The sequence below is a fragment of the Flavobacterium sp. 38-13 genome, from assembly GCF_001899155.1.
GTDB classification, from domain to species: Bacteria; Bacteroidota; Bacteroidia; order Flavobacteriales; family Flavobacteriaceae; genus Flavobacterium; species Flavobacterium lindanitolerans.
On the sequence record NZ_MKVG01000007.1, the window covers coordinates 337229 to 362630 of the forward strand.

The 25402-nt window shown below is 37.7% G+C and carries 27 protein-coding genes; 21 read left to right on the forward strand and 6 right to left on the reverse strand.

The annotated features are described in order from the left end of the window. Positions 1-135: 135 nt before the first annotated feature. From BGO88_RS04465 to BGO88_RS04475, 3 genes are all read left to right on the forward strand, one after another. A complete protein-coding gene (locus tag BGO88_RS04465) occupies positions 136-1884 on the forward strand; it encodes an ABC transporter ATP-binding protein (protein WP_101471742.1) in 1749 nt (582 codons plus the stop codon). 72 nt (positions 1885-1956) lie between these two features. After that, positions 1957-2334 (forward strand): PUR family DNA/RNA-binding protein, encoded by a 378-nt coding sequence (locus tag BGO88_RS04470; RefSeq protein WP_056070489.1) that lies wholly within the window; start codon positions 1957-1959, stop codon positions 2332-2334. 105 nt (positions 2335-2439) lie between these two features. Continuing rightward, positions 2440-3480, forward strand: coding sequence for a WG repeat-containing protein (locus tag BGO88_RS04475; RefSeq protein WP_286706085.1), 1041 nt, complete (start codon positions 2440-2442; stop codon positions 3478-3480). A gap of 46 nt (positions 3481-3526) precedes the next feature. Here the strand turns inward: BGO88_RS04475 and BGO88_RS04480 are convergent, their stop codons facing one another. Then, complete coding sequence (locus tag BGO88_RS04480) at positions 3527-3880, reverse strand: tRNA-binding protein (protein WP_286706086.1); 354 nt, start codon at positions 3878-3880, stop codon at positions 3527-3529. Positions 3881-3966: 86 nt separating this feature from the next. On the opposite strand from BGO88_RS04480, the gene BGO88_RS04485 reads away from it, so the two are divergent. Then, on the forward strand, positions 3967-4521 hold the full coding sequence (locus tag BGO88_RS04485; RefSeq protein ID WP_056070478.1) for a thioredoxin family protein: 555 nt from the start codon (positions 3967-3969) through the stop codon (positions 4519-4521). A 152-nt stretch (positions 4522-4673) separates the two neighbouring features. Here BGO88_RS04485 and BGO88_RS04490 read toward each other — a convergent pair whose 3' ends face one another. Further along, on the reverse strand, positions 4674-5213 hold the full coding sequence (locus BGO88_RS04490) for a hypothetical protein (protein ID WP_286706087.1): 540 nt from the start codon (positions 5211-5213) through the stop codon (positions 4674-4676). 101 nt (positions 5214-5314) lie between these two features. Continuing rightward, positions 5315-6247, reverse strand: a complete 933-nt coding sequence (locus BGO88_RS04495; RefSeq protein ID WP_056070473.1) for a peptidylprolyl isomerase — start codon at positions 6245-6247, stop codon at positions 5315-5317. A 158-nt stretch (positions 6248-6405) separates the two neighbouring features. Here BGO88_RS04495 and BGO88_RS04500 point away from each other — a divergent pair, with 158 nt between their 5' ends. Continuing rightward, on the forward strand, positions 6406-6855 hold the full coding sequence (locus BGO88_RS04500; RefSeq protein ID WP_286706088.1) for a DUF1569 domain-containing protein: 450 nt from the start codon (positions 6406-6408) through the stop codon (positions 6853-6855). 83 nt (positions 6856-6938) lie between these two features. Next, positions 6939-7616 (forward strand): tRNA (guanosine(37)-N1)-methyltransferase TrmD, encoded by a 678-nt coding sequence (gene trmD / locus BGO88_RS04505; RefSeq protein ID WP_273238618.1) that lies wholly within the window; start codon positions 6939-6941, stop codon positions 7614-7616. 140 nt (positions 7617-7756) lie between these two features. On the opposite strand, the gene BGO88_RS04510 is transcribed toward trmD, so the two are convergent. After that, positions 7757-8173 (reverse strand): response regulator, encoded by a 417-nt coding sequence (locus BGO88_RS04510; RefSeq protein ID WP_286706089.1) that lies wholly within the window; start codon positions 8171-8173, stop codon positions 7757-7759. Positions 8174-8574: 401 nt separating this feature from the next. Between BGO88_RS04510 and rplS the strand changes: the two genes are divergently transcribed. The 6 genes from rplS (at position 8575) to uvrB (ending at position 15861) form a co-directional block, all read left to right on the forward strand. Further along, the gene (rplS, locus tag BGO88_RS04515; RefSeq protein WP_056070461.1) at positions 8575-8925 is read left to right on the forward strand and encodes a 50S ribosomal protein L19; all 351 of its coding nucleotides are present in this window, start codon (positions 8575-8577) and stop codon (positions 8923-8925) included. A 132-nt stretch (positions 8926-9057) separates the two neighbouring features. Further along, entirely contained in the window at positions 9058-9819 is a 762-nt protein-coding gene (locus BGO88_RS04520) for a hypothetical protein (RefSeq protein WP_056070458.1), read from the forward strand. A 356-nt stretch (positions 9820-10175) separates the two neighbouring features. Further along, the gene (locus BGO88_RS04525) at positions 10176-12398 is read left to right on the forward strand and encodes an NADP-dependent isocitrate dehydrogenase (protein WP_286706090.1); all 2223 of its coding nucleotides are present in this window, start codon (positions 10176-10178) and stop codon (positions 12396-12398) included. A 111-nt stretch (positions 12399-12509) separates the two neighbouring features. Beyond that, positions 12510-13172 carry a thiamine diphosphokinase gene (locus tag BGO88_RS04530; RefSeq protein WP_056070452.1) on the forward strand — a complete coding sequence of 221 codons (663 nt, stop codon included), beginning with the start codon at positions 12510-12512 and terminating at the stop codon, positions 13170-13172. 25 nt (positions 13173-13197) lie between these two features. Further along, positions 13198-13782 carry a GDP-mannose pyrophosphatase NudK gene (nudK, locus tag BGO88_RS04535; RefSeq protein ID WP_056070450.1) on the forward strand — a complete coding sequence of 195 codons (585 nt, stop codon included), beginning with the start codon at positions 13198-13200 and terminating at the stop codon, positions 13780-13782. Between the two features lie 90 nt (positions 13783-13872). Next, positions 13873-15861, forward strand: a complete 1989-nt coding sequence (uvrB, locus tag BGO88_RS04540) for an excinuclease ABC subunit UvrB (RefSeq protein WP_286706091.1) — start codon at positions 13873-13875, stop codon at positions 15859-15861. Position 15862: 1 nt separating this feature from the next. Here the strand turns inward: uvrB and BGO88_RS04545 are convergent, their stop codons facing one another. Next, positions 15863-16264 (reverse strand): TerB family tellurite resistance protein, encoded by a 402-nt coding sequence (locus BGO88_RS04545; protein ID WP_056070445.1) that lies wholly within the window; start codon positions 16262-16264, stop codon positions 15863-15865. A 56-nt stretch (positions 16265-16320) separates the two neighbouring features. On the opposite strand from BGO88_RS04545, the gene BGO88_RS04550 reads away from it, so the two are divergent. The 3 genes from BGO88_RS04550 (at position 16321) to BGO88_RS04560 (ending at position 18165) form a co-directional block, all read left to right on the forward strand. Next, positions 16321-17115, forward strand: coding sequence for an alpha/beta hydrolase (locus tag BGO88_RS04550; protein WP_286706092.1), 795 nt, complete (start codon positions 16321-16323; stop codon positions 17113-17115). Positions 17116-17222: 107 nt separating this feature from the next. Then, complete coding sequence (locus tag BGO88_RS04555) at positions 17223-17642, forward strand: DUF1456 family protein (RefSeq protein WP_286706093.1); 420 nt, start codon at positions 17223-17225, stop codon at positions 17640-17642. Position 17643: 1 nt separating this feature from the next. Next, the gene (locus BGO88_RS04560; RefSeq protein WP_286706094.1) at positions 17644-18165 is read left to right on the forward strand and encodes a DUF4269 domain-containing protein; all 522 of its coding nucleotides are present in this window, start codon (positions 17644-17646) and stop codon (positions 18163-18165) included. 55 nt (positions 18166-18220) lie between these two features. Here BGO88_RS04560 and sucC read toward each other — a convergent pair whose 3' ends face one another. Beyond that, the gene (gene sucC / locus BGO88_RS04565; RefSeq protein ID WP_056070435.1) at positions 18221-19414 is read right to left on the reverse strand and encodes an ADP-forming succinate--CoA ligase subunit beta; all 1194 of its coding nucleotides are present in this window, start codon (positions 19412-19414) and stop codon (positions 18221-18223) included. A 241-nt stretch (positions 19415-19655) separates the two neighbouring features. Between sucC and BGO88_RS04570 the strand changes: the two genes are divergently transcribed. From BGO88_RS04570 to BGO88_RS04595, 6 genes are all read left to right on the forward strand, one after another. Continuing rightward, positions 19656-20069, forward strand: coding sequence for a hypothetical protein (locus tag BGO88_RS04570; protein ID WP_286706095.1), 414 nt, complete (start codon positions 19656-19658; stop codon positions 20067-20069). 124 nt (positions 20070-20193) lie between these two features. Beyond that, positions 20194-21429: a diaminopimelate decarboxylase gene (lysA, locus tag BGO88_RS04575; protein ID WP_056070430.1), complete on the forward strand. Its 1236-nt coding sequence runs from the start codon at positions 20194-20196 to the stop codon at positions 21427-21429. A gap of 145 nt (positions 21430-21574) precedes the next feature. Further along, on the forward strand, positions 21575-22990 hold the full coding sequence (locus BGO88_RS04580; RefSeq protein WP_286706096.1) for an alkaline phosphatase: 1416 nt from the start codon (positions 21575-21577) through the stop codon (positions 22988-22990). A gap of 136 nt (positions 22991-23126) precedes the next feature. Continuing rightward, on the forward strand, positions 23127-23558 hold the full coding sequence (gene arr, locus BGO88_RS04585) for an NAD(+)--rifampin ADP-ribosyltransferase (protein WP_286706097.1): 432 nt from the start codon (positions 23127-23129) through the stop codon (positions 23556-23558). A 342-nt stretch (positions 23559-23900) separates the two neighbouring features. Next, complete coding sequence (locus BGO88_RS04590; protein ID WP_286706098.1) at positions 23901-24737, forward strand: helix-turn-helix domain-containing protein; 837 nt, start codon at positions 23901-23903, stop codon at positions 24735-24737. Positions 24738-24824: 87 nt separating this feature from the next. Further along, positions 24825-25370 carry a YbhB/YbcL family Raf kinase inhibitor-like protein gene (locus BGO88_RS04595; protein ID WP_101471728.1) on the forward strand — a complete coding sequence of 182 codons (546 nt, stop codon included), beginning with the start codon at positions 24825-24827 and terminating at the stop codon, positions 25368-25370. Positions 25371-25402 lie beyond the last annotated feature (32 nt).

Below are 25402 nucleotides of genomic sequence, written 5' to 3' on the forward strand. Positions count from 1 at the left end.
AAAACTTTGCAATGAAATTAACCTTTATTAGCAATCCATTAATGAAAATCGCTTTTTTACATTTTAAATAAAAAAATATTTTATTTACATTTTTAACACAAAAACAATACATAATTATATCACTTCCACAATACAATGAAAGAACTTCAATATTTAAACAAATATTTCACTAAATACAAATACCATTTTTTATTAGGAATTATTACTACAATTGCGGCACAGATATTTTCCCTTTACACACCTAAGCTAATCGGAAATTCTATTAACGCATTGACCCAGAAACAGTTTGATTCCGAAACTACAAAAAACATACTTTTAGAGAATATTGTATGGGTTTTGGTTACCACAATTATTGCAGGTATACTTACTTTTTTAATGCGTCAGACCCTAATCGTGATGTCACGTTATGTGGAATTTGACTTAAAAAACGAAGTTTTCAGGCAATATGAAAACCTTTCGCAGAATTTCTACAAAAAAAACAGGACAGGCGACCTGATGAACCGTATCAGTGAAGACGTCAGTAAAGTCAGGATGTATGTTGGTCCTGCCGTAATGTATACCATCAACACCTTTATTCGTTTTGCCGTTGTAATCGTACAGATGTATATCATTTCGCCAAAACTTACCTTATATACTTTATTGCCTTTGCCAATCCTCTCCTATTTAATATTCAAACTCAGCAATGAAATCAATATAAGAAGCGGGATTTTCCAACAGAATCTTTCCCAACTGTCAAGCTACACTCAGGAAGTCTTTTCCGGAATCCGTGTCATCAAAGCCTACAGTCTGGAAGATAAATCACAGGGTGAATTTTCGGAACTATCAGAAGAAAGCCGTGAAAAGAGCATGAAGCTTGCCAAAACCAATGCACTGTTTGGCCCATTAATGATTCTGTTAATAGGAATGAGTAACCTGGTTGTAATTTATGTTGGCGGTATGATGTATATCAACGGCTCTATAAAAAGCATTGGCGTTATTGCAGAGTTTATCTTATATGTCAACATGCTAACCTGGCCGGTAGCATCTTTAGGATGGGTTTCTTCTATGATACAGGAAGCGGAAGCATCACAAAAAAGAATCAACGAATTCTTGAAAATACAGCCGGAAATCAAAAACAAGACATTGGAAAGCTCTATCATTGAAGGCAAGATTACGTTTAACCACGTAAGCTTTACCTATGAAGACACCAATATTACAGCATTAAACAAAGTAAGTTTCACAATACAGAAAGGAGAAACATTGGCCATTCTTGGAAAAACAGGTTCAGGAAAATCAACTATCTTAAATCTTATCAGCCGACTATACGATATTAAAGATGGCGAAATCACTATCGACAACCATAACATCAAAGACCTGAATCTTCATGATGTCCGAAACAGTATCGCTTTCGTTCCACAGGATGCCTTCCTTTTTTCAGACACCATTATGAACAATATCAAGTTTGGAAAAGAAAACGCTACAGAAGCAGAAGTAATAGAAGCCGCTAAAAAAGCCGTTGTACACAATAATATTATGGGCTTCAACGAACAGTACCAAACCGTAGTTGGCGAAAGAGGAATTACCTTATCAGGCGGGCAAAAGCAACGCGTTTCCATCGCAAGGGCTATTATCAAGGATTCTAACATCTTACTGCTTGACGACTGCCTTTCTGCAGTTGACACAGAAACCGAAGAAGCAATCCTGAACAACCTTCTTGAAATCTGTAAAGACAAGACAACTATTTTGGTGAGCCACAGAGTTTCGTCTGCCAAAAACGCAGATAAAATCATCATTCTCGACAACGGACAAATCATCCAACAAGGCTCTCATAATCAATTGGTAAACCAGGAAGGATATTATAAAGACCTGTATCTGAAACAACTTTCTGAAAAAGAAATCCTATAAAAATGTTGTTTAATTCAGCTATTTTTTAGATTTTTGGTTTCCAGATAACACAAACCATTTGAACGACGGATTATGAGAGAAAATGACATGCTAGAAAAAGAAGAGATTTTTTCTAAAGTATTGAGAGCGGGAAGAAGAACATATTTCTTCGACGTTAGAGCCACTAAAGCTGACGACTATTATATCACAATTACGGAAAGCAAAAAATTCACTGAAGAAGACGGCTCTTTTCATTTTAAAAAACACAAAATCTACCTTTATAAAGAAGATTTTGCTGCCTTTTCAGAAATCTTAGAAGAAATGACTTCCTATGTCTTGAACCACAAAGGCGAAGAAGTAATTTCAGAAAGACACCAAAAAGATTTCAAAAAAGAGTTTTATACTGAAAAAGCTACCGCTGAAACTACTGCAACAGCAAGCTTCACGGATATTGACTTTGACGATATTTAATCTATACGATACTAAAAAATTCCCGAAATGACCTTTCGGGAATTTTTTGTTTATACAAGATTCTGGTTACTTTCTTTTCAAACCTAACATCATAACAAACCCCACATGAAATATCTCCCTGTCCTATTCCTGTTTTTAAGCAATTGCCTTCTTGCACAAACCAAAATTGCCGGGACTTACGACACAAAAACACAAAAGTTCACGCCCGAAGACAAGAACTACAATATCCAATATTTCTTTAAAGGTTATGCTTCTGTCTCAGACGGCAAATCTTCAGGAATAATCGACAGCACCGGAACCGTTATTGTCCCTCTTATTTATGATATGACAGTATCAGGTTTTACTGAAAACAGAGCGATGGTCAAAAAAGAAAATTTATATGGTTTTGCAAACAAATCCGGTAAAGAAGTAATTCCATGTATTTATGACGAAGCCAAAGGTTTTTCAGAAGGTTATGCCTGGGTAAGAAAAGGAGAGAAATGGGGACGTATTGATGCTTCGGGTAAAGAAAACATTCCTTTTAAGTATGAAACAGCCGGCTTTTCTTCAGAAGGTATGACCCGGGTTCGAAAAGGCGGGAAATTTGGAGCCCTTAATCAAAAAGGACAAGAAATAGTTCCTTGCATCTATGATGAAATTGGCTTCTTTAAAGATGGACTGGCAGCAGCCACAAAAGGCTCAAAGCGTGGTTATGTAGACAAAACAGGAAAAACAGTTATTCCTTTTATTTATGATATAGCAGATGATTTCAAAGGCGGCATAGCCATTGTCAGAAACCACAACAAATGTGGCCTGATTGATAAGACCGGAAAAGTTGTAGTTCCCTTAATTTATGATGGAATGGGTAGTTTTGACAGTGACCAATCCGGATTGGCAAGAGTCCAGATAGGCAATAAATGGGGTTTTATCAATAAAAAAGGGAAAGAAATCGTTCCATGCATCTACATCAAGGCCAATTTTTTCAGTGAAGGTCTGGCATTAATCGTTACAGACAAAGGAGAATCTGGATATGTTGACGCCACAGGAAAATTAATCATTCCGTTTACAAAATATACAAGGGCTGAAAATTTCAGAAATGGAAAAGCAGAAGTCAGAAAAGGCAATGATGTTTTTTACATTAATAAACAAGGACAAACAGTCAACTAATTCAATTTTATAGTTATAGTAACAGCCTCACAAGAGGCTGTTTTTTTTAGCCAATTCTCAAACCATTTTCGACCTTAAAATCCGGAGACAATAAAATAACAGAGCCTTCCTCGCCTACTGCTCCTAAAACCAGGCATTCGCTCATGAATTTGCCAATCTGCTTTTTAGGAAAATTTACAACGGAAACAATTTGCCTGCCAACTAAATCAGCCTTTTCATAATGTTTGGTGATTTGGGCGGAAGTCTTTCTGATTCCAATTTCGGTACCAAAATCAATAACCAGCTGATAGGCCGGCTTTCTGGCTTCCGGAAAATCATTCGCTTCTATAATGGTTCCAACCCTCATTTCTACTTTTTCAAATTCGGACCATGATAAATTATTCTGTAATTCTGAATTCATAATTTTAATTTTCTATTCTAAATACTGTTTTTCAAATTTCGAAAATTTCTGCCTATATTTAAAGCTCAAATTTTATTCCAACTGCCATGGCAAAAACACCATCAAACATGCTCCCTCTTGGGACTTCTGCTCCACAATTCAGGCTAAAAGACACCAATTCTAATTTTTACTATTCTTTTGATGACCTGAAAGGCAAAAAAGGTACTTTGGTTATGTTTATTTGCAACCACTGCCCTTATGTTATCCATGCCTTGCCGGAAATTTTGATGGTTGCCAATGATTACCGCGTACAAGGTATCGGAATTATTGCAATTAGCAGTAATGATGTTGAAAAATATCCGCAGGACGGACCGGAAATGATGACTGAATTTGCTTTCAACAACAGTTTTGACTTTCCCTATCTCTATGACGAAACTCAGGAAGTCGCCAAAGCTTTTGATGCAGCCTGTACCCCTGATTTTTATCTTTTTGATTCGCAGGACAAATTATTTTATAGAGGACAGCTAGACGATTCAAGACCCTCAAACGGAATCCCTTTAAGTGGCAGTGACTTGAGAAATGCAATCGACGCATTGATTTACAACAGAAGCCTTCCGGAAATCCAAAAACCAAGTCTGGGCTGCAATATTAAGTGGAAATAATAATTTCTTTTGATTATCTGAAAATTTCTTTTCTTGCTTAGCGGCTCTGCGCCTTTGCGAGCAACTATTTCACGCAAAGGCGCAGAGCCGCAAAATTCTTAATCTAGAAATAGTGGATGTTACCTATCAGGCATAAACTTCCCGATAGTTATTTATTTCTTTTCCAACACAATATCAATCGAGCGATTCATCTTAGGGCCAAACTGTGTTTCACGAGCTTTGCTGGAACATAAGACATACATATTAAAGCTATTTAGCTTAACGATTTGTGTTTTAAAATGACCTCCATTTTCCTCACCGTCAACATCTTCAACTTTCAGACTAAAATCATCACCCGGAAACGTGTTTTTAACAGAAAGCAGGTAATTGTCTTTTGCGAAAGGAAAAAACCAGCGTTCTTTTGAAACTTTAGAATCGCTTGTTATTCTATTGCCCTTATCGTCCACTTTATAATTGGCCGTAAAAGTCAATGGTTTTCCGGCACTTGTCCAGCTGTATAGGTTATTGATATTCAGCAAATCAAGACCCAAGCCGTTGATAATTGTAATTTTTAATCCGGGAATATTCTCTTTTTTGCCTGCTTCGTGCACATTCAATACAAAATAAGACGTAAAATCATAACCGCAATGCTGAGCAACCTGGGCTTTTGAAGAAAGTGAAAACAGAAAAAGAATAAAAAATAAAAAACGCATCGGATGAATGTTAGTAAGGACAAAAATACAAAAGCAAATAGCATTCCAAGAAAAAAGCACCCCGAATGAGGTGCTTTTAACAACTATAAATCGAAATCTGATTATTTTACATCCATTAATTCTACGTCAAAAACCAGAGTAGCATTTGGAGGAATAACACCTCCGGCACCGCGAGAACCATACCCTAAATGTGATGGTATAACAAAACGAGCCTTGTCTCCAACCTGAAGCAAAGCGATTCCTTCATCCCATCCTTCAATTACATGGCCTTTTCCTAAAGGAAATTCAATCGGCTTTTTTCTTGGATAAGAAGAATCGAATACTTTTCCATCTTCCAACTGTCCTGTGTAATGAACAGAAACCACTTTGCCGTTTTCTGCTTTTTTACCGTTCCCTTTTTGAATCATTTTATAACGGAGCCCGCTTTCGGTCTTATCGAATCCTGCAGCCAATTTTTCCATTTTGGCTTCGGCTTCTTCTCTAGCCTGTGCTTCGCGTTTTGCACGGGAACCTTCAAATACTCTGAAAGCCTCAATAGCATTCCATTTTTTAGCCTCGTCTCCTTCGCGGATAATTTCAATGCTTTGGATTTCATCGCCTTGAGCAATCGCATCCACAACATCCTGTCCTTCTACCACATGGCCAAAAACAGTATGTTTGTTATCCAGCCAACTGGTTGGAACGTGCGTGATAAAAAATTGTGAACCGTTAGAACCCGGACCTGAATTAGCCATAGACAATACACCAGGCTTATCGTGTTTCAATTCCGGATGGAATTCATCGTCGAACTGGTAACCAGGACCACCCGTTCCTGTTCCTTGCGGACAACCTCCCTGAATCATGAAATCAGGAATCACGCGGTGAAATTTAAGCCCGTCATAATAAGGCTTTCCTTGTGGTCTTGATTTATTTTCTAAATTCCCTTCAGCCAATCCAACAAAGTTACCTACAGTTCCAGGCGTCTTATCATGAGTCAATTTCACTAAGATTGCCCCTTTTGGAGTATTGAATTTTGCGTATATTCCGTTTTCCATTTTATTAATTTTATTTTTGAATCACGCAAAATTACGAATTAAAATGTGAAAATAAATACAATTAATGACCTGGGTCAAACAAAGAAACTAGGTATTTACTTAAATTTGCGTCACAGAAAAAAGAGAATTCTCCGTTCTGAAATAAAATAACCAACCACATGAACAGCATTTTTCATCCAGAAGGAAATAAGAAACTAATTGAGCGCATTGAGACGCTCACTCCAATTACTCATAATGAATGGGGAACGATGAATGTAAGCCAGATGCTTGTGCATTGCCAGATGCCCATCAAGGTTGCTTTTGGAGAACTAAAAATTAAAGTTGGGTTTATGGCCTTATTATTTGGAAAATTGGCCAAAAAAAGTTTGACCAGCAAAAACCCAATTAAAAGAAACCTTCCTACGGCAAAAGAATTTATCGTAAAAGGACACCCTGATTTTGAACAGTCAAAAACAGAACTGATTTCCCTGATTTCAAAATTTGCCAATGAAGGTCCAAAAGCAATAAAAAACCCAAAGCATCCTTTTTTCGGAAATCTTACTACCGAAGAATGGGATTATATGCAATGGAAACACCTGGACCACCATTTAAAACAATTCGGAGCTTAAAATAATATTTGATTTGTGATTTAAGATTTTTGAACTGAAATCATAAATCTAAAATCCTAAATCTAAAATCCTATAATCCCAAAATGAGAATCGACATTATCACCGTACTTCCCGAATTATTAAGAAGCCCTTTCGAAGCCTCTATCATGAAAAGAGCGATTGACAAAGGACTGGTAGAAGTCCATTTTCATAATTTGAGAGACTATACAACAAATAAGCAGAAGAATGTTGACGACTATCAATTTGGCGGCGGTGCCGGAATGGTAATGATGATCCAGCCTATTGATGATTGTATTGCAAAATTGAAAAGTGAGCGCGATTACGATGAAATCATCTACATGACTCCGGACGGAGAAACCCTAAATCAGGGCATGGCCAATAAGATGTCATCATTAGAAAACATTATCATTTTGTGTGGTCATTATAAAGGTGTCGACCAAAGGGTTCGTGACCACCTGATTACAAAGGAAATTTCGATTGGAGATTATGTGCTTTCGGGTGGAGAGTTAGGAGCTATTGTATTGTCTGACGCTTTAATCCGACTGATTCCTGGTGTATTAAGTGATGAAACCTCAGCCTTGACAGACAGCTTTCAAGACAACCTGTTATCGCCGCCAATCTACACGCGACCTTCCGACTACAAAGGCTGGAAAGTACCGGATATTTTACTAAGCGGGCATTTTGCCAAAATTGACCAATGGCGTGAGGACAAAGCTTTTGAGCATACGAAGAATAGAAGACCGGATTTGCTGGATAGGTAGATTTCAGATTTCAGATTTCAGATTTCAGATTTCAGATTTTAGATTTTAGATTTTAGATTTCTGAAGGCAGACGACTAGCAACCAACCGTAAAAGCAGAATTAAATTTTACCCCTGTTGAAGTGGCTTTTTAATGGCTAACCTATTCTATAGATTGTATAAAATTTTTCCAGTCAATTAACAAAACCTTTTCAAGCTCATTTTTTAATGATTTGAAATCGGAAGGCTTCTTGAAATAGGAGCTTGCTCCCAGTTCATAGGCTTTTGTAATGTGGTTCATGTTTGAACTTGTAGAATATATTACCGTAGGTATTGAATTTAAGACTTCATCCGTTTTTATCAGGGATAAGGCTTCAAAACCGTCCATGATAGGCATGTTTAGGTCGATAAAGATTATATCAGGAAGCAGACAGCTGTTATGAAGCTTATCCAGAAGCTCCTGTCCGTTGCTGGAAATCGTAAGATGGAAGCCAAAAGTTATTTCATTTAGCGCATCCTTGAAAAATTCGACATCATCCCAGTCATCATCCGCGAGATAAATGTTTTTTGAGATAACCATAAGATTTTCTTTATGAACTTGCAAAAAGTTAGTTTGAAAGAAAATCTTTAGAGGTTTAGAAAGTTTCGCTTTGAAAGTAGCTTTCGGTAAATCCGGGTTAATAATCCTTCAAAGATAATGATAATTTATTGAATATTAAAAAAATAACTTCAATACAAACCACCCGAATTACAAGGAGTGGCTTTTTAATGCTTGAAATTATGTAATCTGCAAACTTAAAACTGCTATCTGCAGACTTACATTTACTATTTCCTTCTTCATTCATTCATATTTTTCATAAAAAAATTTCCCATTCATATTTCATAATTCATAACTTTTCCTATCTTTGCACCCACTTTGGACCAACCTCTGGCGATAATCGTGAATGTTGCTCTGATAATCAAATATTTAAATCAAACAAAATGGCAGATTTGATGAAATTCGTTAAAGACGAATTTGTAACAAAAAAAGATTTTCCTGAATTCGGAGCTGGTGACACAATCACAGTTTACTACGAAATTAAAGAAGGTGAAAAAACAAGAACTCAGTTCTTCAAAGGAGTTGTAATCCAAAGAAGAGGTTCTGGAACGACTGAAACTTTTACAATCCGTAAAATGTCTGGTTCTGTTGGAGTTGAGCGTATCTTCCCTGTGAATATGCCTGCTTTACAGAAAATTGAAATCAACAAAACCGGTAAAGTTCGTAGAGCAAGAATTTTCTACTTCAGAGAACTTACAGGTAAAAAAGCTAAAATTAAAGACAAGAGAAGATAATCTAACGTCTTTTAGTTATAAAAAAATCCCGAATTACTTCGGGATTTTTTTATGCCCAATTTTTAAGATACAATATGAAATAAAAAATCATACCTTTACCTATTGCATGCAACTTTCCTAAAATCAGACATTATGAAAAAAATAGCTTTACTATTTTGTCTTGCCATACTTCTTTCATGCTCGAACGACGACTCATCGCAACCGCATGATACCACAGCCGATGTGCTCTTAAAAAAGACCATCACTCAAAGCAATGGCACAAGCTACGAAACGCTTTATAAATATGACGGCAAAAAATTACTGGAAGCCAGAAGCGTCAGGGAAAATAAAAAATTTGATTACAACGGAAACAATATCTCAAAAATTAGCTGGTACACCAATCCGGACACCGACAATACATTAACGCAAACGGTAGAATTTGAATACCTTCCTAATGGGAAATTAAAAAAATTCGTCCAGGAAAGTGACAACCCATTGACTGTTGAGTTTACCTATGTTGGACAGGATACCGTAAATTTTGTCGCCAGAGCCTATAGAAGTTCTTATGATTTTGTAGGGTATTTTACGATGAAAGACGATGAAATTTCAGAATATGTCTATTTGAATGGCGGAAGGCCAAGACCTTCTGTAAGATATACTTACGATAATAAAAACCATCCTTTAAAAAATGTTACCGGATATAATAAGCTATCCCTGTATCATTATTTTTACAATTCGGTACATTTTAATGGCTTTACGACTAATGTGGGAAGCTCAAAAAACTGCATCAGCAACAGCCTTATTCAAGACCCGAGTGTAGTTGAAGTTATGAATACGTACGAATACAACGAAAACGGATTCCCGAAAGCCATCAACAAAGACAGCAATAGCGCTGCCGATTATTTATTCTATTAAAATCTTCTTATAAACAGCTTACCAGCAGCTATAGGTTTCATCTTATAGCTGCTTTTATTTTAAAAAAAAAGTTACTACCCCATATACAAATTCAATAGTAATAAAATTTGCGGCTCTGCGTCTTTGCGTGAAATAGTTTGCTCGCAAAGCCACAAAGCCACTAAAATATTTCCCAACTTATAAAATATCCGCGTTAAAATTTTACAGTTATTTACTGATTTCGCATTTATCAATCTTTTAATTACCAATTCCTTAAATCAAACGTTTTCGTTTTCTCTAAATTCTTTAATTCGTTATCGTTTTCATATATTTGCAATCCTTACAAACAAGAATAAACAAACAAATTTTTTTCGAAAATGTCAGATAAAGCTAAGATTTCTTATACAATTACGGACGAAGCTCCGATGCTTGCTACCCACTCATTCTTACCAATCGTAAAGGCCTTCACTGCTCCGGCAGGAATTACTGTTGAAACCAAAGATATTTCACTGGCCGGAAGAATCATCGCCAACCTTTCAGACTTTCTTACACCGGAACAGAAAATCAATGATAATCTTGCCGACCTTGGAAAACTGGCCACAACACCAGAAGCAAACATTATCAAATTACCTAACATTTCAGCTTCGGTTCCTCAATTGAAAGAAGCCATCAAAGAATTACAGGCACAAGGATATAACCTTCCTGAATTTCCTGAAAACCCTCAGACAGACGAAGAAAAAGCTATCAAGGCTAAATATGCTAAAGTACTTGGTTCTGCTGTAAACCCGGTTCTGCGTGAAGGAAACTCTGACAGAAGAGCTCCAAAAGCAGTAAAGAACTATGCTAAAAAACACCCGCATTCTATGGGTGCCTGGAGCGCAGATTCAAAAACCCACGTAGCCAGCATGAGCGAAGGCGATTTTTACGGAAGTGAAAAATCCGTAACTATCAAGGATGCCGATACTTTCAAAATTGAATTCGTAGGTAATGACGGCACTACAAAATTATTAAAAGACACTTCTCCGCTAAAAGCCGGAGAAATTATTGATAGCTCAGTAATGAGCATGAAAGCATTAAAAAGCTTTATCTCTAAAGAAATTGAAGATGCCAAAGCAAAAGGTGTTTTATTTTCTGTACACTTAAAGGCAACGATGATGAAGGTTTCTGACCCGATTATCTTCGGAGCCATCGTAGATGTTTTCTTTGCTCCTGTTTTTGAAAAATACAAAGACCTGTTTGCAGAACTTGGCATCGATACTAAAAACGGATTGGGTGATGTTTATGCAAAAATTGCCGGACATCCGAAACAGGCAGAAATAGAAGCCGCCCTGAATGCAGTTTATGAAAACGGGCCTGCTATTGCTATGGTAAATTCTGATAAAGGAATTACCAACCTGCACGTTCCTTCTGACGTAATCGTTGACGCTTCTATGCCGGCAATGATTCGTACTTCAGGACAAATGTGGAACAAAGACGGAAAAGGACAAGATACAAAAGCAATCATTCCGGACCGTTCTTATGCCGGTGTTTATGTTGCTACTATCGACTTCTGCAAGAAAAACGGGGCTTTCGACCCAAGAACAATGGGAAGCGTTCCAAACGTAGGTTTGATGGCACAGGCCGCAGAAGAATATGGTTCGCATGACAAGACTTTCCAGATGACAGCAGATGGAACCGTAAAAGTCATTAACTCAAAAGGAGAAGTCCTGACAGAACAAAAAGTAGAAAAAGGCGATATTTTCAGAATGTGCCAGGTAAAAGACGCTCCAATTCAGGACTGGGTAAAACTGGCTGTAAACAGAGCCAGATTATCTGACACTCCTGCTATTTTCTGGTTGGATGAAAACAGAGCCCATGACAGACAGTTAATCGAAAAAGTAAAACTTTACTTAAAAGACCACGATACAAACGGATTGGACATTAAAATTATGAATCCGGTTGAAGCAACGAAACTTTCTTTGGAAAGAATCAAGGACGGAAAAGACACAATTTCTGTAACAGGAAATGTTTTGCGTGATTACCTGACTGACTTATTCCCTATTCTTGAACTTGGAACTTCAGCCAAAATGCTTTCTATCGTTCCTTTGATGAATGGTGGCGGTTTATTTGAAACCGGAGCCGGAGGTTCTGCACCAAAACACGTAGAACAATTCATCGAAGAAGGCTACCTGCGTTGGGATTCTCTTGGGGAAGTTTTGGCTCTTGGAGCTTCTTTGGAACACTTAGGACAAACCCTGAACAACTCCAAAGCATTGGTTCTTTCTGAAACTTTAGACCAGGCTACAGAGAAATTCCTAGACAATGACAAATCGCCAGCCCGAAAAGTAGGACAGATTGACAACAGAGGTTCGCACTTTTACATTGCCTTATACTGGGCGCAAGCTTTAGCAGCTCAGAATAAAGATGCTGAATTGAAGGCAACCTTTACTGAAATAGCTAAAGAACTTACTGATAACGAAGCTAAAATCAATGAAGAATTAATTGGCGCTCAAGGAAAACACCAGGAAATTGGCGGTTATTACAAGCCTGATTTTAATTTGACCGACAAAGCCATGAGACCAAGCGAAACATTAAATAAAGCATTGGCTAAACTGGCTTAATCTTTTTAATTTATTTTATAAAAAAAGACGACTGTAAACGGTCGTCTTTTTTATATTTTTACGTTTCAATCATTTATCCGTAATTCATAATTCGCAATTCATAATTAAAAAATGTCAAGCCACCATATTGTCCGAGACGACCAGGAACCTGCTTTAATCATTGCCAATGGAGCTTCATGCAGCAGTGAACTAATGGGGCAATTGTTAGAATGGTCACCTTTAGTCATTGTTTTGGATTCTGCCATAGAAAGAGTATTGCCATTAGGCATTAAAGTCGATGTGCTGTTAGGCGATTTTGACAACGGTTTGGATATCGAATATTACAAGGCTCTGCAATTTCCGTTAGAAATCGTGTATGCACCCGACCAGGAAAAAACAGATTTGGAAAAGGCTTTCGACTATTTGGTCGAAAAAGGACACAAAGCCGTAAATGTTATATGGGCTACCGGACGCAGGGCCGACCATACCATCACTAATATGACCAATATTGTACGTTTTCAAGACAAGTTGAAAATCGTTATTCTTGACGACCATTCTAAAATTTTCCAATTGCCAAAACGATACGAAAAATGGTACCCTAAAGGGTTTCCTATTTCAATTATTCCGGTAGGAACTGTTCACGGCATCACGTCAACCAATCTCGACTACCTCCTACACGACGAAACCCTGACCATGGGCTATAGAACCGGAAGCAGTAACCATGCCGCGCAAGATGGCATAGTAACTATTGAGCACAAAGAAGGCGATTTATTATTAATGGAATGTTTTGATTAAGTATTAAAACCAAATCTCATACGATATGACCAACCCGGCTATAAAAATAAAAAGTTCTGAAATTCTTTCAGACAACTGGTACATCCTCAAAAAGATTGTCTTTGATTACCAAAAAAAAGACGGCAGTTGGGAAACCCAATCCAGAGAAGTCTACGACCGTGGTAATGGCGCTACTATTCTTCTTTACAACAAAACACAAAAAACAGTCATCCTTATCCGCCAGTTCCGTATGCCTACTTTTGTAAACGGCAATGAAACAGGAATGGTTATAGAAGCCTGTGCCGGGCTTCTGGAAGAAGAAAATCCTGAAGAATGCATCAAACGTGAAACCGAAGAAGAAACCGGATACAGTCTTACTCAGGTTCGAAAAGTTTTCCAAGCCTATATGTCGCCCGGCTCCGTTACAGAAATCATCTACTTCTTTGTAGCCGAGTATTCAAAAGACATGAAAGTAAGCGAAGGTGGCGGGCTTTCTACCGAGCATGAAAATATTGATGTTCTTGAAATTCCTTTTGAAAAAGCCATGCAGATGATTGAAACCGGGGAAATAAAAGATGCCAAAACCATCATGCTTTTGCAATATGCAAAAATCAACAACCTGTTGGAATAGATACTTTTTATCAAGACATAACTTTTAAGGTTTCCTAAAGTTTTTTTCCTGTTTTCCTTTGTAACTTTGTTACTTAAACTTCAATCCCACATGAAATTTCAAGTCGTATCTGATTACAAACCTACCGGCGACCAGCCACAAGCCATTGAAAAATTAAGCAAGGGCATTAAGGACGGAGAACGCTTCCAGACGCTATTGGGAGTCACAGGTTCAGGAAAAACGTTTACGATGGCAAACGTTATTCAGGAAGTACAAAGACCCACACTTGTGTTGGCTCACAACAAGACGCTTGCAGCCCAGCTCTATTCCGAGTTCAAGCAGTTTTTCCCAAACAATGCAGTAGAATATTTTGTTTCTTACTACGACTATTATCAACCGGAAGCTTTTATTCCTGTAACCGGTACTTATATTGAAAAAGACCTTTCCATTAATGAGGAATTGGAAAAAATGCGATTGAGTACTACCTCTTCCCTGCTTTCCGGACGCAGAGACGTTTTGGTTGTTTCTTCTGTTTCCTGCCTGTATGGTATTGGTAACCCTGTGGAATTCCAAAAGAATGTCGTTTCTTTAGAAAGAAACCAGGTAATTTCCAGAACAAAACTATTGCACAAATTAGTACAGGCATTGTATGCCCGAACTGAAGCCGAATTCAATCCCGGCTCTTTCCGCATCAAGGGCGATACGGTAGAAGTATTTCCAAGTTATGGAGACGAACCTTTCAGAATACATTTTTTTGGTGATGAAATTGAAGAAATTGAAGCTTTTGACCCAAAAACCTCGTTGGTATTGGAAAAATACACCAATCTGAATATTTATCCGGCCAATATGTTTGTGACTTCTCCCGAAGTACTGAACGGCGCTATCTGGGAAATTCAACAGGATTTGGTAAAACAGGTAGATTATTTCAAAGAAATAGGAAAACACCTTGAAGCAAAACGTTTGGAAGAACGTACCAACTTCGACCTCGAAATGATTCGCGAATTAGGCTATTGTTCCGGTATTGAAAATTATTCGAGATATCTTGACGGCCGACTTCCGGGTACAAGACCTTTCTGTCTTTTGGATTATTTCCCGAAAGACTATCTTATGGTGGTAGACGAAAGCCACGTTACCGTTTCACAGGTTCACGCCATGTATGGCGGTGACCGCTCCAGAAAAGAAAATCTGGTGGAATACGGCTTCCGACTTCCTGCTGCTATGGACAACCGTCCTCTGAAGTTTGAAGAATTTGAAGCCATGCAGAATCAGGTTATTTACGTATCTGCAACTCCGGCTGATTATGAATTGGAAAAATCAGAAGGTGTTTATGTCGAACAGATTATTCGCCCGACAGGATTACTGGACCCTATAATTGAAGTACGCCCAAGCCTGAACCAGATTGACGACCTTATTGAAGAAATACAACAGCGCGTTGAATTGGACGAACGTGTTTTGGTAACCACGCTTACAAAAAGAATGGCGGAGGAACTCACAAAATACCTTGCCAAAGTAGCCATCCGTTGTCGTTATATTCACTCTGAAGTAGACACACTGGAACGTGTAGAAATCATGCAGGATTTGCGAAAAGGACTTTTTGATGTGTTAATTGGTGTCAACCTGCTAAGGGAAGGATTAGACCTTCCGGAAGTATCACTAGTGGCCATTTTGGATGCCGACAAGGAAGGTTTTTTAAGAAATACACGTTCGCTCACCCAAACCGTAGGAAGAGCGGCAAGAAATATCAACGGAAAAGCCATTATGTATGCCGACAAGATTACGGCCAGCATGCAAAAAACCATTGACCAGACCAATTACAGAAGGGAAAAACAGATTAATTACAATAAAGAACACAATCTGTTACCAAAAGCCCTGAACAAGAAAATCGACAGTACCTTAGCCCGAAACTCCGTTTCCACCCAATATTTTGAAAAGCAGGCCATGAAAGCTGCCGAACCGGAAAGTCAATACCTGACAAAACCAGAAATTGAGAAAAAAATCCGTGAGGCCAGAAAAGCGATGGAAAAAGCAGCAAAAGATTTGGATTTTATGCAGGCGGCGAAATACAGGGATGAAATAAAGGCCTTGCAGGAAAAGATATAAGCTAATTCAACTGTTCCTTAAAAATTTCAATCAACATTTCAGGGTCGATCATTCCGTTTGGCGATTCCTCCATTGCTTTTAGAATTCTTTTGATAGCAAAAGGATTTAATCCCATATTTACACCCATCTGTTTGATGGCTATTACTTCTTTTTCATGCAATACGCCATCACAGTGCATCAATAAAGCCAGTCTGTAAAATTGCTGGATTCGTTGCTGTTCTGATTTTATAGGAAGCGCTTTTAATTCCTCATGGAAAAGATTTTTAAAGTCCTCACTTTTGACTTTTAGTTCCTGAGCGACAATACTTAAAAATTGATATTCTCTATCGTGGAGCTTTCCGTCCACAATAGCAAAGGCAATCATTTCGGCAAGAAGACTTAACTTTTGTTCGTAGGTGTTCATTAAATCCTTATTTTTAGCTAAAATATTCTTTTTTGTCCATCCCTAAAATTATTCCTTTGAGATATTTATTCACAATTTTCCTGTTCTGTCTTTTTCTGAATCTAAAAGCACAGGAAAGTACGGCCTCATCACAGGTCAGCACTCTTGAGATAGAAGCGCCCCAATTAAAATCTAAAAAGAAAATATGGGTTTATCTTCCAAAGAACTACTTGACTTCCACTAAAAAATATCCTGTAATCTATATGCACGATGCGCAAAACCTGTTTGATGCCAAAACTTCTTTTGCTGGCGAATGGAATGTTGACGAAACATTGGACAGCCTCAAAGCCCAGGTTATTGTTATTGGCATTGAACATGGAAACGAAAAACGGGTAGACGAACTCACACCTTTTCCAAATAAAAAACATGGTGGCGGCAAAGCTGATGATTATCTGGATTTTATTGTAAACACATTAAAACCCTATGTTGATAAAAATTACAGGACTAAAACCAATGCCAGCAATACTGTAATTTTCGGGAGTTCTTTAGGAGGGCTTGTTTCGTATTATGCCGTATTAAAATATCCGGAAGTTTTTGGAAAAGCGGGTGTTTTCTCACCTTCATTTTGGTTTTCAGACGAAATATACACCCTAACTGAAAAATCAGAAAAAATCAAAGCTAAAATCTATTTCCTGTATGGCGATTCCGAAAGTGACGACATGGTTATTGATGCCCAAAAAATAAAAAAACTTTTGGACCATAACAGGTGTTACTGCCTGAAGCTGGACAAAACCGTTATTGTAAAAGGCGGGCAACATGGCGAAAAATTATGGCGTGAAGGATTTGCGAAAGCTGTTTTGTGGTTGTTGTAAATAACCTTACCCCGCCAGGGTTTAAAACCCTGGCGGGGTTATTCAGAGTTTGGAACTCTGGCAGGGTATTTCTAAAATATAATCTATCTTTGCAACAAATCAAGGATATGAACAACAACGATATTTTCAAAAAGCTTCGCGTAGCTTTACAGCTTCGTGATGACCAGATAGTAGACATACTACAATTGGTAGATTTCAGAATCTCCAAAGCCGAATTAGGCGCTTTTTTCAGGGCACATGACCATCCAAACTATATGGAATGTGGGGATCAGGTACTACGCAATTTTCTAAACGGCCTGATTATTCATTTGCGCGGAACAAAAGAAAATCCTACCAACGCCATGGATGTAATCAATAAAAACAAGGCGCAGTTAAAGTCGGCAACCAAAAAGGTTACTCCAAAAGAAACTCCCAAAAAACTAATTGTAAAATCTCCTGCAAAAAACTTTAAGCCTAAAAAAGTTGAAAGCAAGTTCAATCCTGTAGAAAAAGTAAAATTCAACAACGGTAAAAACAAAAAAGGATAAGTTGATTGATTTTCTAACGATAGAATATCTTAAATCCGGAAATAACAGACAGCGGGAAGCCTATCAGACCTTAATGCAGCATGCGGTTCTTGAAAAACTTTCAGAGTTTAGTCCGGTACTGGTAGGAACGATTCCAATATCTATTGATATTTCCTCAAGCGATTTGGATATTGCCTGTTGTTGGACTAACAAAAATGCTTTCCATAATTATATTAAAGATACTTTTGGAAATAAAGCCGGGTTTCAAATTTCTGAAACCATAATCAATGGTCATGAAACGATAATCTCAAGCTTTATCCTGGGCAATTTCGAAATAGAAATTTTTGGACAAGCTATAGCTGTAGAAAAACAATATGGTTACCGCCATATGCTCATAGAGTATAAAATTTTAGAACAGCAGGGAGAAGAATTCCGAAAAGAAATACTCGAATTAAAAGAACGGGGCTATAAGACTGAACCTGCTTTTGCACTGCTCTTAGGCTTACAGGGAAATCCCTATGAAGCATTGCTTCAACTGGAATAAAACAAAAAATCCTAATCTTTCGATTAGGATTTTTTTATTGAATGAAAATAGATTATTAGCTAAGTGCAGCCTTTACCTGGTCTGCTGCTTCCTGGAATTGTACTGCAGATAAAATCGGCATTCCAGAGTTGTCAATCATTTCTTTAGCAAGTTCTGCGTTAGTTCCCTGCAAACGAACAATGATTGGCACATTAATGCTGTCACCCATGTTTTTGTAGGCATCAATAACACCTTGAGCAACACGGTCACAACGAACGATTCCTCCAAAAATGTTAATCAGGATAGCTTTTACGTTTGGATCTTTAAGGATAATTCTGAAAGCCAATTCCACACGTTTAGCATCAGCAGTTCCTCCTACATCAAGGAAGTTAGCCGGCTCAAAACCTGCGTATTTAATCAAGTCCATTGTTGCCATAGCAAGACCGGCACCGTTAACCATACAGCCTACAGTTCCGTCAAGGTCAACATAATTAAGACCTGCCGCTTTTGCTTCAACCTCGATAGGATTTTCTTCACGGATATCGCGCATTTCTGCCAAAGCCGGGTGTCTGTACAATGCATTGTCATCTAAATTAACTTTTGCATCAACAGCAATAATTTTGTTGTCAGATGTTTTTAAAACCGGGTTGATTTCAAACATAGAAGCGTCTGAACCAACATAAGCTTTGTATAGAGAATCTACAAACTGAACCATTTCTTTAAAAGCATTTCCGGAAAGCCCAAGATTAAATGCAATTCTTCTTGCCTGGAAAGCCTGCAATCCTACAGTAGGATCGATTTCTTCTGTAAAAATCAAATGAGGTGTTTTTTCAGCAACTTCTTCAATGTCCATTCCACCTTCAGTAGAATACATAATCATGTTACGGCCTTTACCTCTATTCAATAAAACTGACATATAGAATTCTGAAGTTTCGCTTTCACCAGGATAGTAAACATCCTCAGCAACCAAAACCTTGTGTACTTTTTTTCCCTCAGCAGAAGTTTGAGGAGTAATCAATTGCATTCCTATGATTTGTTCTGCCAACTCTTCTACCTGCTGTAAATTTTTAGCCAATTTCACACCTCCACCTTTTCCTCTTCCACCTGCGTGAACCTGAGCTTTAATCACGTGCCATCCCGTTCCTGTTTCAGCTGTTAACTGCTTTGCAACCGCAACAGCTTCCTGAGGATTATTGGCAACATAACCACGTTGAACTTTCACGCCGTAGCTGGCTAATATTTCTTTTCCTTGGTATTCGTGTATATCCATATTGAAGTTTTTTGACTTTTTAAAAGTGCCACAAAAATACAATTTTCATCTAATCAGCGAAAGAATTATTTCTTTTATTTGATACCTGCATGCCTATTTTGATATAACTTTTTTGTCTATTAACGAACTTTTGATATTCCATATTTTTTATTAAAAACACAAATCAGAAGCAACTTTTTTATTTTTTTAACATCTTTATTATACATCAAAAACAAAAAATCACTTATCAAAACAAATAATCATGAAAACACTTCAACTCTTAAGCCTGTTTGCAATGATACTGTTATCTGGTTGCAATAATGATGACGACAATACGAATGATACTTCATTACAAGGAACATGGAAATTAATAGAAGTCAATGGTACCATTGCCGGAATCAGGCATCAGTTTGAGCCGGGAACCATACAATGGAACTTCAATACATCCAACCATACTTTCACAGTCGTAAACAACAATACAGACGATTCCAAACAGGACGTTTTTGAGTCAGGCAATTACGGTTATTTTATCGAAAGCCATGATGTATCTCCGGGAACGTGTAACAAAAACATATTCCTTGAAGGAGTAAATTATGGTTGCTATTCTACAACCGCCGCCTCATTACAGATTAACCAGGGTGAAGCAGATGGATTAATTCTTAAATTTATTCGTTAAAAAACATTTATTTCAAATCATTAAAAGTTTAAAATAAAACAATTTGTTGTTTTTTGTTAATATTAGTTATTATTTTGCCTCATAAAGAATTAGATTATAGTTTTGCATATAAAGAATTAATGTTATGCAAACGAAAGATTTACTGCAATTATCAGAAGAATTCGGAAGTCCGCTGTATGTATATGATGCTGCAAAAATCCAGTCTCAATATACACGACTGACGGATGCATTTTCAAAGGTTGGAAGCCTGCGTATAAATTATGCTGTAAAAGCATTATCAAACATATCAATCCTAAAACTTCTAAAAGAAATGGGGTCAGGTCTGGACACCGTTTCCATTCAGGAAGTGCAGTTGGGATTGCATGCCGGGTTTTCGCCGGACAAAATCATCTACACTCCTAATGGTGTTTCCTTTGAAGAAATTGAAGAAGCGGCCCACCTTGGCGTTCAGATTAATATCGACAACTTATCGGTGCTGGAACATTTTGGAGCAAAATATCCATCAATCCCAGTATGCATCAGAATCAATCCGCATGTCATGGCTGGTGGAAATGCCAATATTTCTGTAGGACATATTGACAGCAAGTTTGGAATTTCGGTACATCAGATGCCTCACCTATTGCGTATTGTTGAAAACACCGGTATGAACATCAATGGAATTCACATGCACACCGGTTCCGATATTCTGGATATTGAGGTATTTCTGTATGCAGCCGAAATACTTTTTGATACGGCAAAACATTTCGGCAATCTGGAATTTCTTGATTTTGGCAGCGGTTTCAAAGTACCCTACAAGAAAGACGATATCGAAACCAATATTGAAGAGCTGGGCAAAAAATTAAGCAAGCGCTTTAATGCCTTCTGTAAGGAATATGGCCGTGATTTGACTCTTGCATTCGAACCCGGTAAATTTCTGGTTAGCGAAGCCGGTTTCTTCCTCGCAAAAGTAAATGTAGTAAAACAAACAACTTCTACTGTTTTTGCCGGAATCGATAGCGGGTTCAACCATTTGATAAGACCTATGTTTTACGGTTCGCAGCACCATATCGAAAACATTTCCAACCCGAAAGGTAAAGAACGCTTTTATTCTGTCGTTGGTTATATATGCGAAACAGACACCTTTGCCAACAATCGAAGAATTGCCGAAATCAAAGAAGGTGATGTACTGTGTTTCAGGAATGCGGGCGCCTATTGCTTTTCGATGTCATCCAATTATAATTCAAGGTTTAAACCTGCCGAAGTCTTATGGTATGAAGGGAAAGGGCATCTAATCAGAGAAAGAGAAAATTTTGAAGATTTAATAAGAAATCAGGTTGTCATGGAGTTTGACAAAAGCTACGAACTGGTTTCTAAAAATTAGTTAGGTTAAGTATATTTTGAGGAGAGGTCCCATAGCTTTTGCTTGGGGCTTTTTTTTTGCAAAAGTTTCACAGATAAAATAACAAATAGTTAATCGCTGTAAAATGATTGTTCATTATCTTTGGGCTTCACAAAGATTTTACCACATGGATAGAAGGAAATTTTTCAAAAACGGTTCACTTTTTACAATCGGAACTGCAGTTTTGAATCCCTTTCAGGGCAACGCCAATGTTTTGGATTTTGAAACGATTAATAAAAATAAAAAAGCCAAAAATATTATTTTACTGGTTAGCGACGGAATGAGTACCGGAACACTTAATATGGCCGACTTATTCCTAAACCGAAAATATGGAAAAGGTTCCAATTGGATTCAATTATATAAAGACAATCGGGTTTCAAGAGCTTTAATGGACACGGCTTCTGCCAGTTCAATTGTTACGGATTCTGCAGCAGCCAGTTCCTCCTGGGGCGGCGGTTTTCGTGTGAATAACGGTTCGCTGAATGTGGGTCCCGACGGAAAGCCACATCTTCCTATCTGGCAAAAATTCAAAAAGACCGGAAAAATGGCCGGATGCGTCACCACAGTTCCAATCACCCATGCCACTCCTGCCGGATTTTGCGTCAACAGCAAGAGCAGAAACAGCCAGGATGATATAGCGGAAATTTATCTTGAGTTAGGATTTGATATTATGATGGGCGGTGGTAAAAATTATTTTTCACCACAAACGAGAAAAGATAAAAAAGACATGTTTGCCGCATTCGAGGCAAAAGGTTATCAGATTGCCAAAACACGTTCGGAAATGTTCAATACCTCAAATGACAAACCGGTATTAGGCGTTTTTTCTGATGATGCGCTTCCTTATTCTGTAGACAGAAATAGCAATGACGATTTAAAGAAAACAGTTCCTACCCTAGCCGAAATGGCCCAAAAGGCAATTGACCGTATGAAAGGTCACAAAAACGGATTCGTACTTCAGATTGAGGGTGGAAAAGTGGATTGGGCTGCCCATGCCAATGACATTGCAGCTTTGATAAATGACCAGATTGCTTTTGACGAAGCCGTAAAGGTTGCTATAGACTTTGCCGAAAAAGACAAAGAAACCCTGGTTATCATTACAACCGACCACGGAAATGCCAATCCGGGTGTTATCTACGGAAAGAATGCCAATGATAATTTTGACAGCATTCAAAAGTACACACAAACCAACGAATGGATACTGAACCAGATAAGCCCGAATTTTTCGATTTCGCAGGTAAAAGAAGTTATTGAAAAAGCAAACGGGCATACTCCTTCTGACGAAGAAGCCAAAACAATACTAAGCTATTATGACGGATTGCACAAAGAAGAAGGCCTGTACAATTATAAAAAACTGCCTTACAAGGCTTATTCTGAAATGCAGCAAAAAACAAATTCTGTAGGCTGGATTAGTATGGACCACTCGGGAGACTATGTTGAATTAGCAATGTTTGGTCCTGGAAGCGAGCTTCTAAAGCCTTTTGTCAAAAACACAGACCTGCATTATTTAATGCTTCAGGCGGCAGAGGTTGAGAATAAGTTTTAAACCCTCATGAATTTAGGAATTTACTTTTTATAAAAATCCTGTCTTGATAATCGGACAGGATTTTTTCTTATCTTCATTTATATTGTCTCTAAATTAATCAGAAAGAAAACAGGATAATAAAACCATAAATTTGACAATGGAGCAAAAGAAAAACGAACAAACACCCACACCATTTGAACAAACCTATTTTCATGGAACAAAGGCTGACTTGAAAATTGGCGACCTGATTAAAGTAGGCTATACTTCAAACTACGGACAACAGAAAAATGCAAAATACATTTTTTTATCCGCAACATTGGATGCTGCAATCTGGGGTGCCGAACTGGCTTTTGGTGAAGGACAGGAAAGAATTTATTTGGTAGAGCCTACTGGTGAAATAGAAGATGACCCGGATTTGACTGATAAAAAATTCCCGGGAAATCCAACAAAATCATATCGTTCAACTCAACCTTTCAAGGTGGTTGGAGAAGTAACCATTTGGCAAGGACACCCGGCAGACCAGGTTAAGACAATGAAAGACCATCTTGAAAAATTAAAAGCACAAGGTATCAATTCACTCAACGACTAATAACAACTTTAAAATTTATGGGCTGTGTGGACTAAGACAAAAATGAACATGACAAAAGATTCAGATTTCACATAAAACATTGAAATATAAGGAATTGCTACAGAAACAGCAAAAAAGTGTCTTGATTTTGGCTTTTATATTAATGACATTTAAAGAAATTTTTTATTTTGAAGAACAAAAAGGGTAATTTACGAGCCAGCAAAAAAATGATAACTAAACACCTTTTGCATTAAGGGCAAAACTGTAAGGTCTAATGGTAGACTTTCAATTAACAAGTATTTCAAAATCTAATCTTGTCTGAAAAAATACAACACCCACACAAAGCATAAAAGCTAGAAAGCCATGAATAGTATTACAATTCCTGATGCATTACTTATAGACACCTCTCTACCCGTCCAGATTTTTGATTATTCCTCGTCCCGGAAAATTTCCAAACAACAAATCATACTCAACCAAAACACTTTCAGTTTTCTGTTGGAAGGTTATAAAGACGTTATATTCGACAATTCCTCTTTATCGATAAACAACTCGAAATTTGTTTTGATGAAATCCGGGCACTGCCTCATGACAGAACAATTATCTGACAGGAATAATTACAGAAGTCTGCTGTTTTTCTTTTCGGACACTGCTCTTTCAAAATTTATAGAAAGTATAGAATTCACCAATACAGATTTCCAGAAAAACAGCTCCGTACATGCTTTTGAATACGATGAATTTATCAGGAACTTTATTCAGAGTCTTACTGTCATCTTAAAACTTTCGGGTAAAATAAGGAACAATCTGCTGGAGGTTAAATTTCAGGAAATAATGCTATATCTCACAGAATTACACGGCACCCAATTTCTGAATTCCCTTATTTCAAACAATAATGATAGTACCCGAAAATTTATCCGCACCATAGAAAGTAACCAACTCAACAAACTAACCTTAAAAGAACTGGCCTTTTTATGTAATATGAGTATTTCTACTTTCAAACGCGAATTTGAAAAGCAGTACGCACAATCGCCCGTAAAATGGTTTCAGAATAAAAGGCTTGAATATGCCCATCACCTGATTAGCAAAGAACACAAAAGTGCAACCGAAATCTATTTCGAAGTGGGCTACGAGAACTTATCCAGTTTTATTCAGGCCTATAAAATAAAATATGGAACCACGCCGGGGCAGCATCATAAAAGTTGAACTTCCGGCAACAGTTTTTGAACATCTCTCTAAGCTCCTCCTTTATTGCGAAAACTAACTTTGTTAAAATTTTAAAATCGTAATAAAATGAAAAAATTAAACTTTATTCTGGTAGTTTCCCTGCTGTTCTCAGTCACACTTTTTGCACAAAAAACATTTACCTTATCCAGTAAAGATCTTGGAGGAGAAGCTACAAAAATACAGGAGTTTGGTGGTTTTGGCTGTTCCGGAGACAACCAATCACCTCAATTATCATGGAAAAACGCACCCGAGGGAACAAAAAGTTTTGCCATTACCATGTATGATCCCGATGCGCCGACGGGAAGCGGATTCTGGCATTGGGTTGTATTTGACATTCCTGCAAGTACAAAAGAACTTGTGACCAATGCGGGCGTACAATTGAACTTGGCCCCAAAAGGAGCTATCCAAAGCATTACAGACTACGGCATCAAAGGATTCGGAGGTCCCTGTCCACCAAAAGGACACGGATTTCACCAATACATTATAACTGTATATGCCTTAAAAACCGATAAATTAGGACTGGACGAAAATACAAACCCGGCAGTAGTCGGTTTTAACCTTTGGAACCAGACATTGGCAAAAGCAAGTATAGTGGCTTATTATAAAAGATAAAATCTGATTGTGATATAAAGGTGCTGTCACAA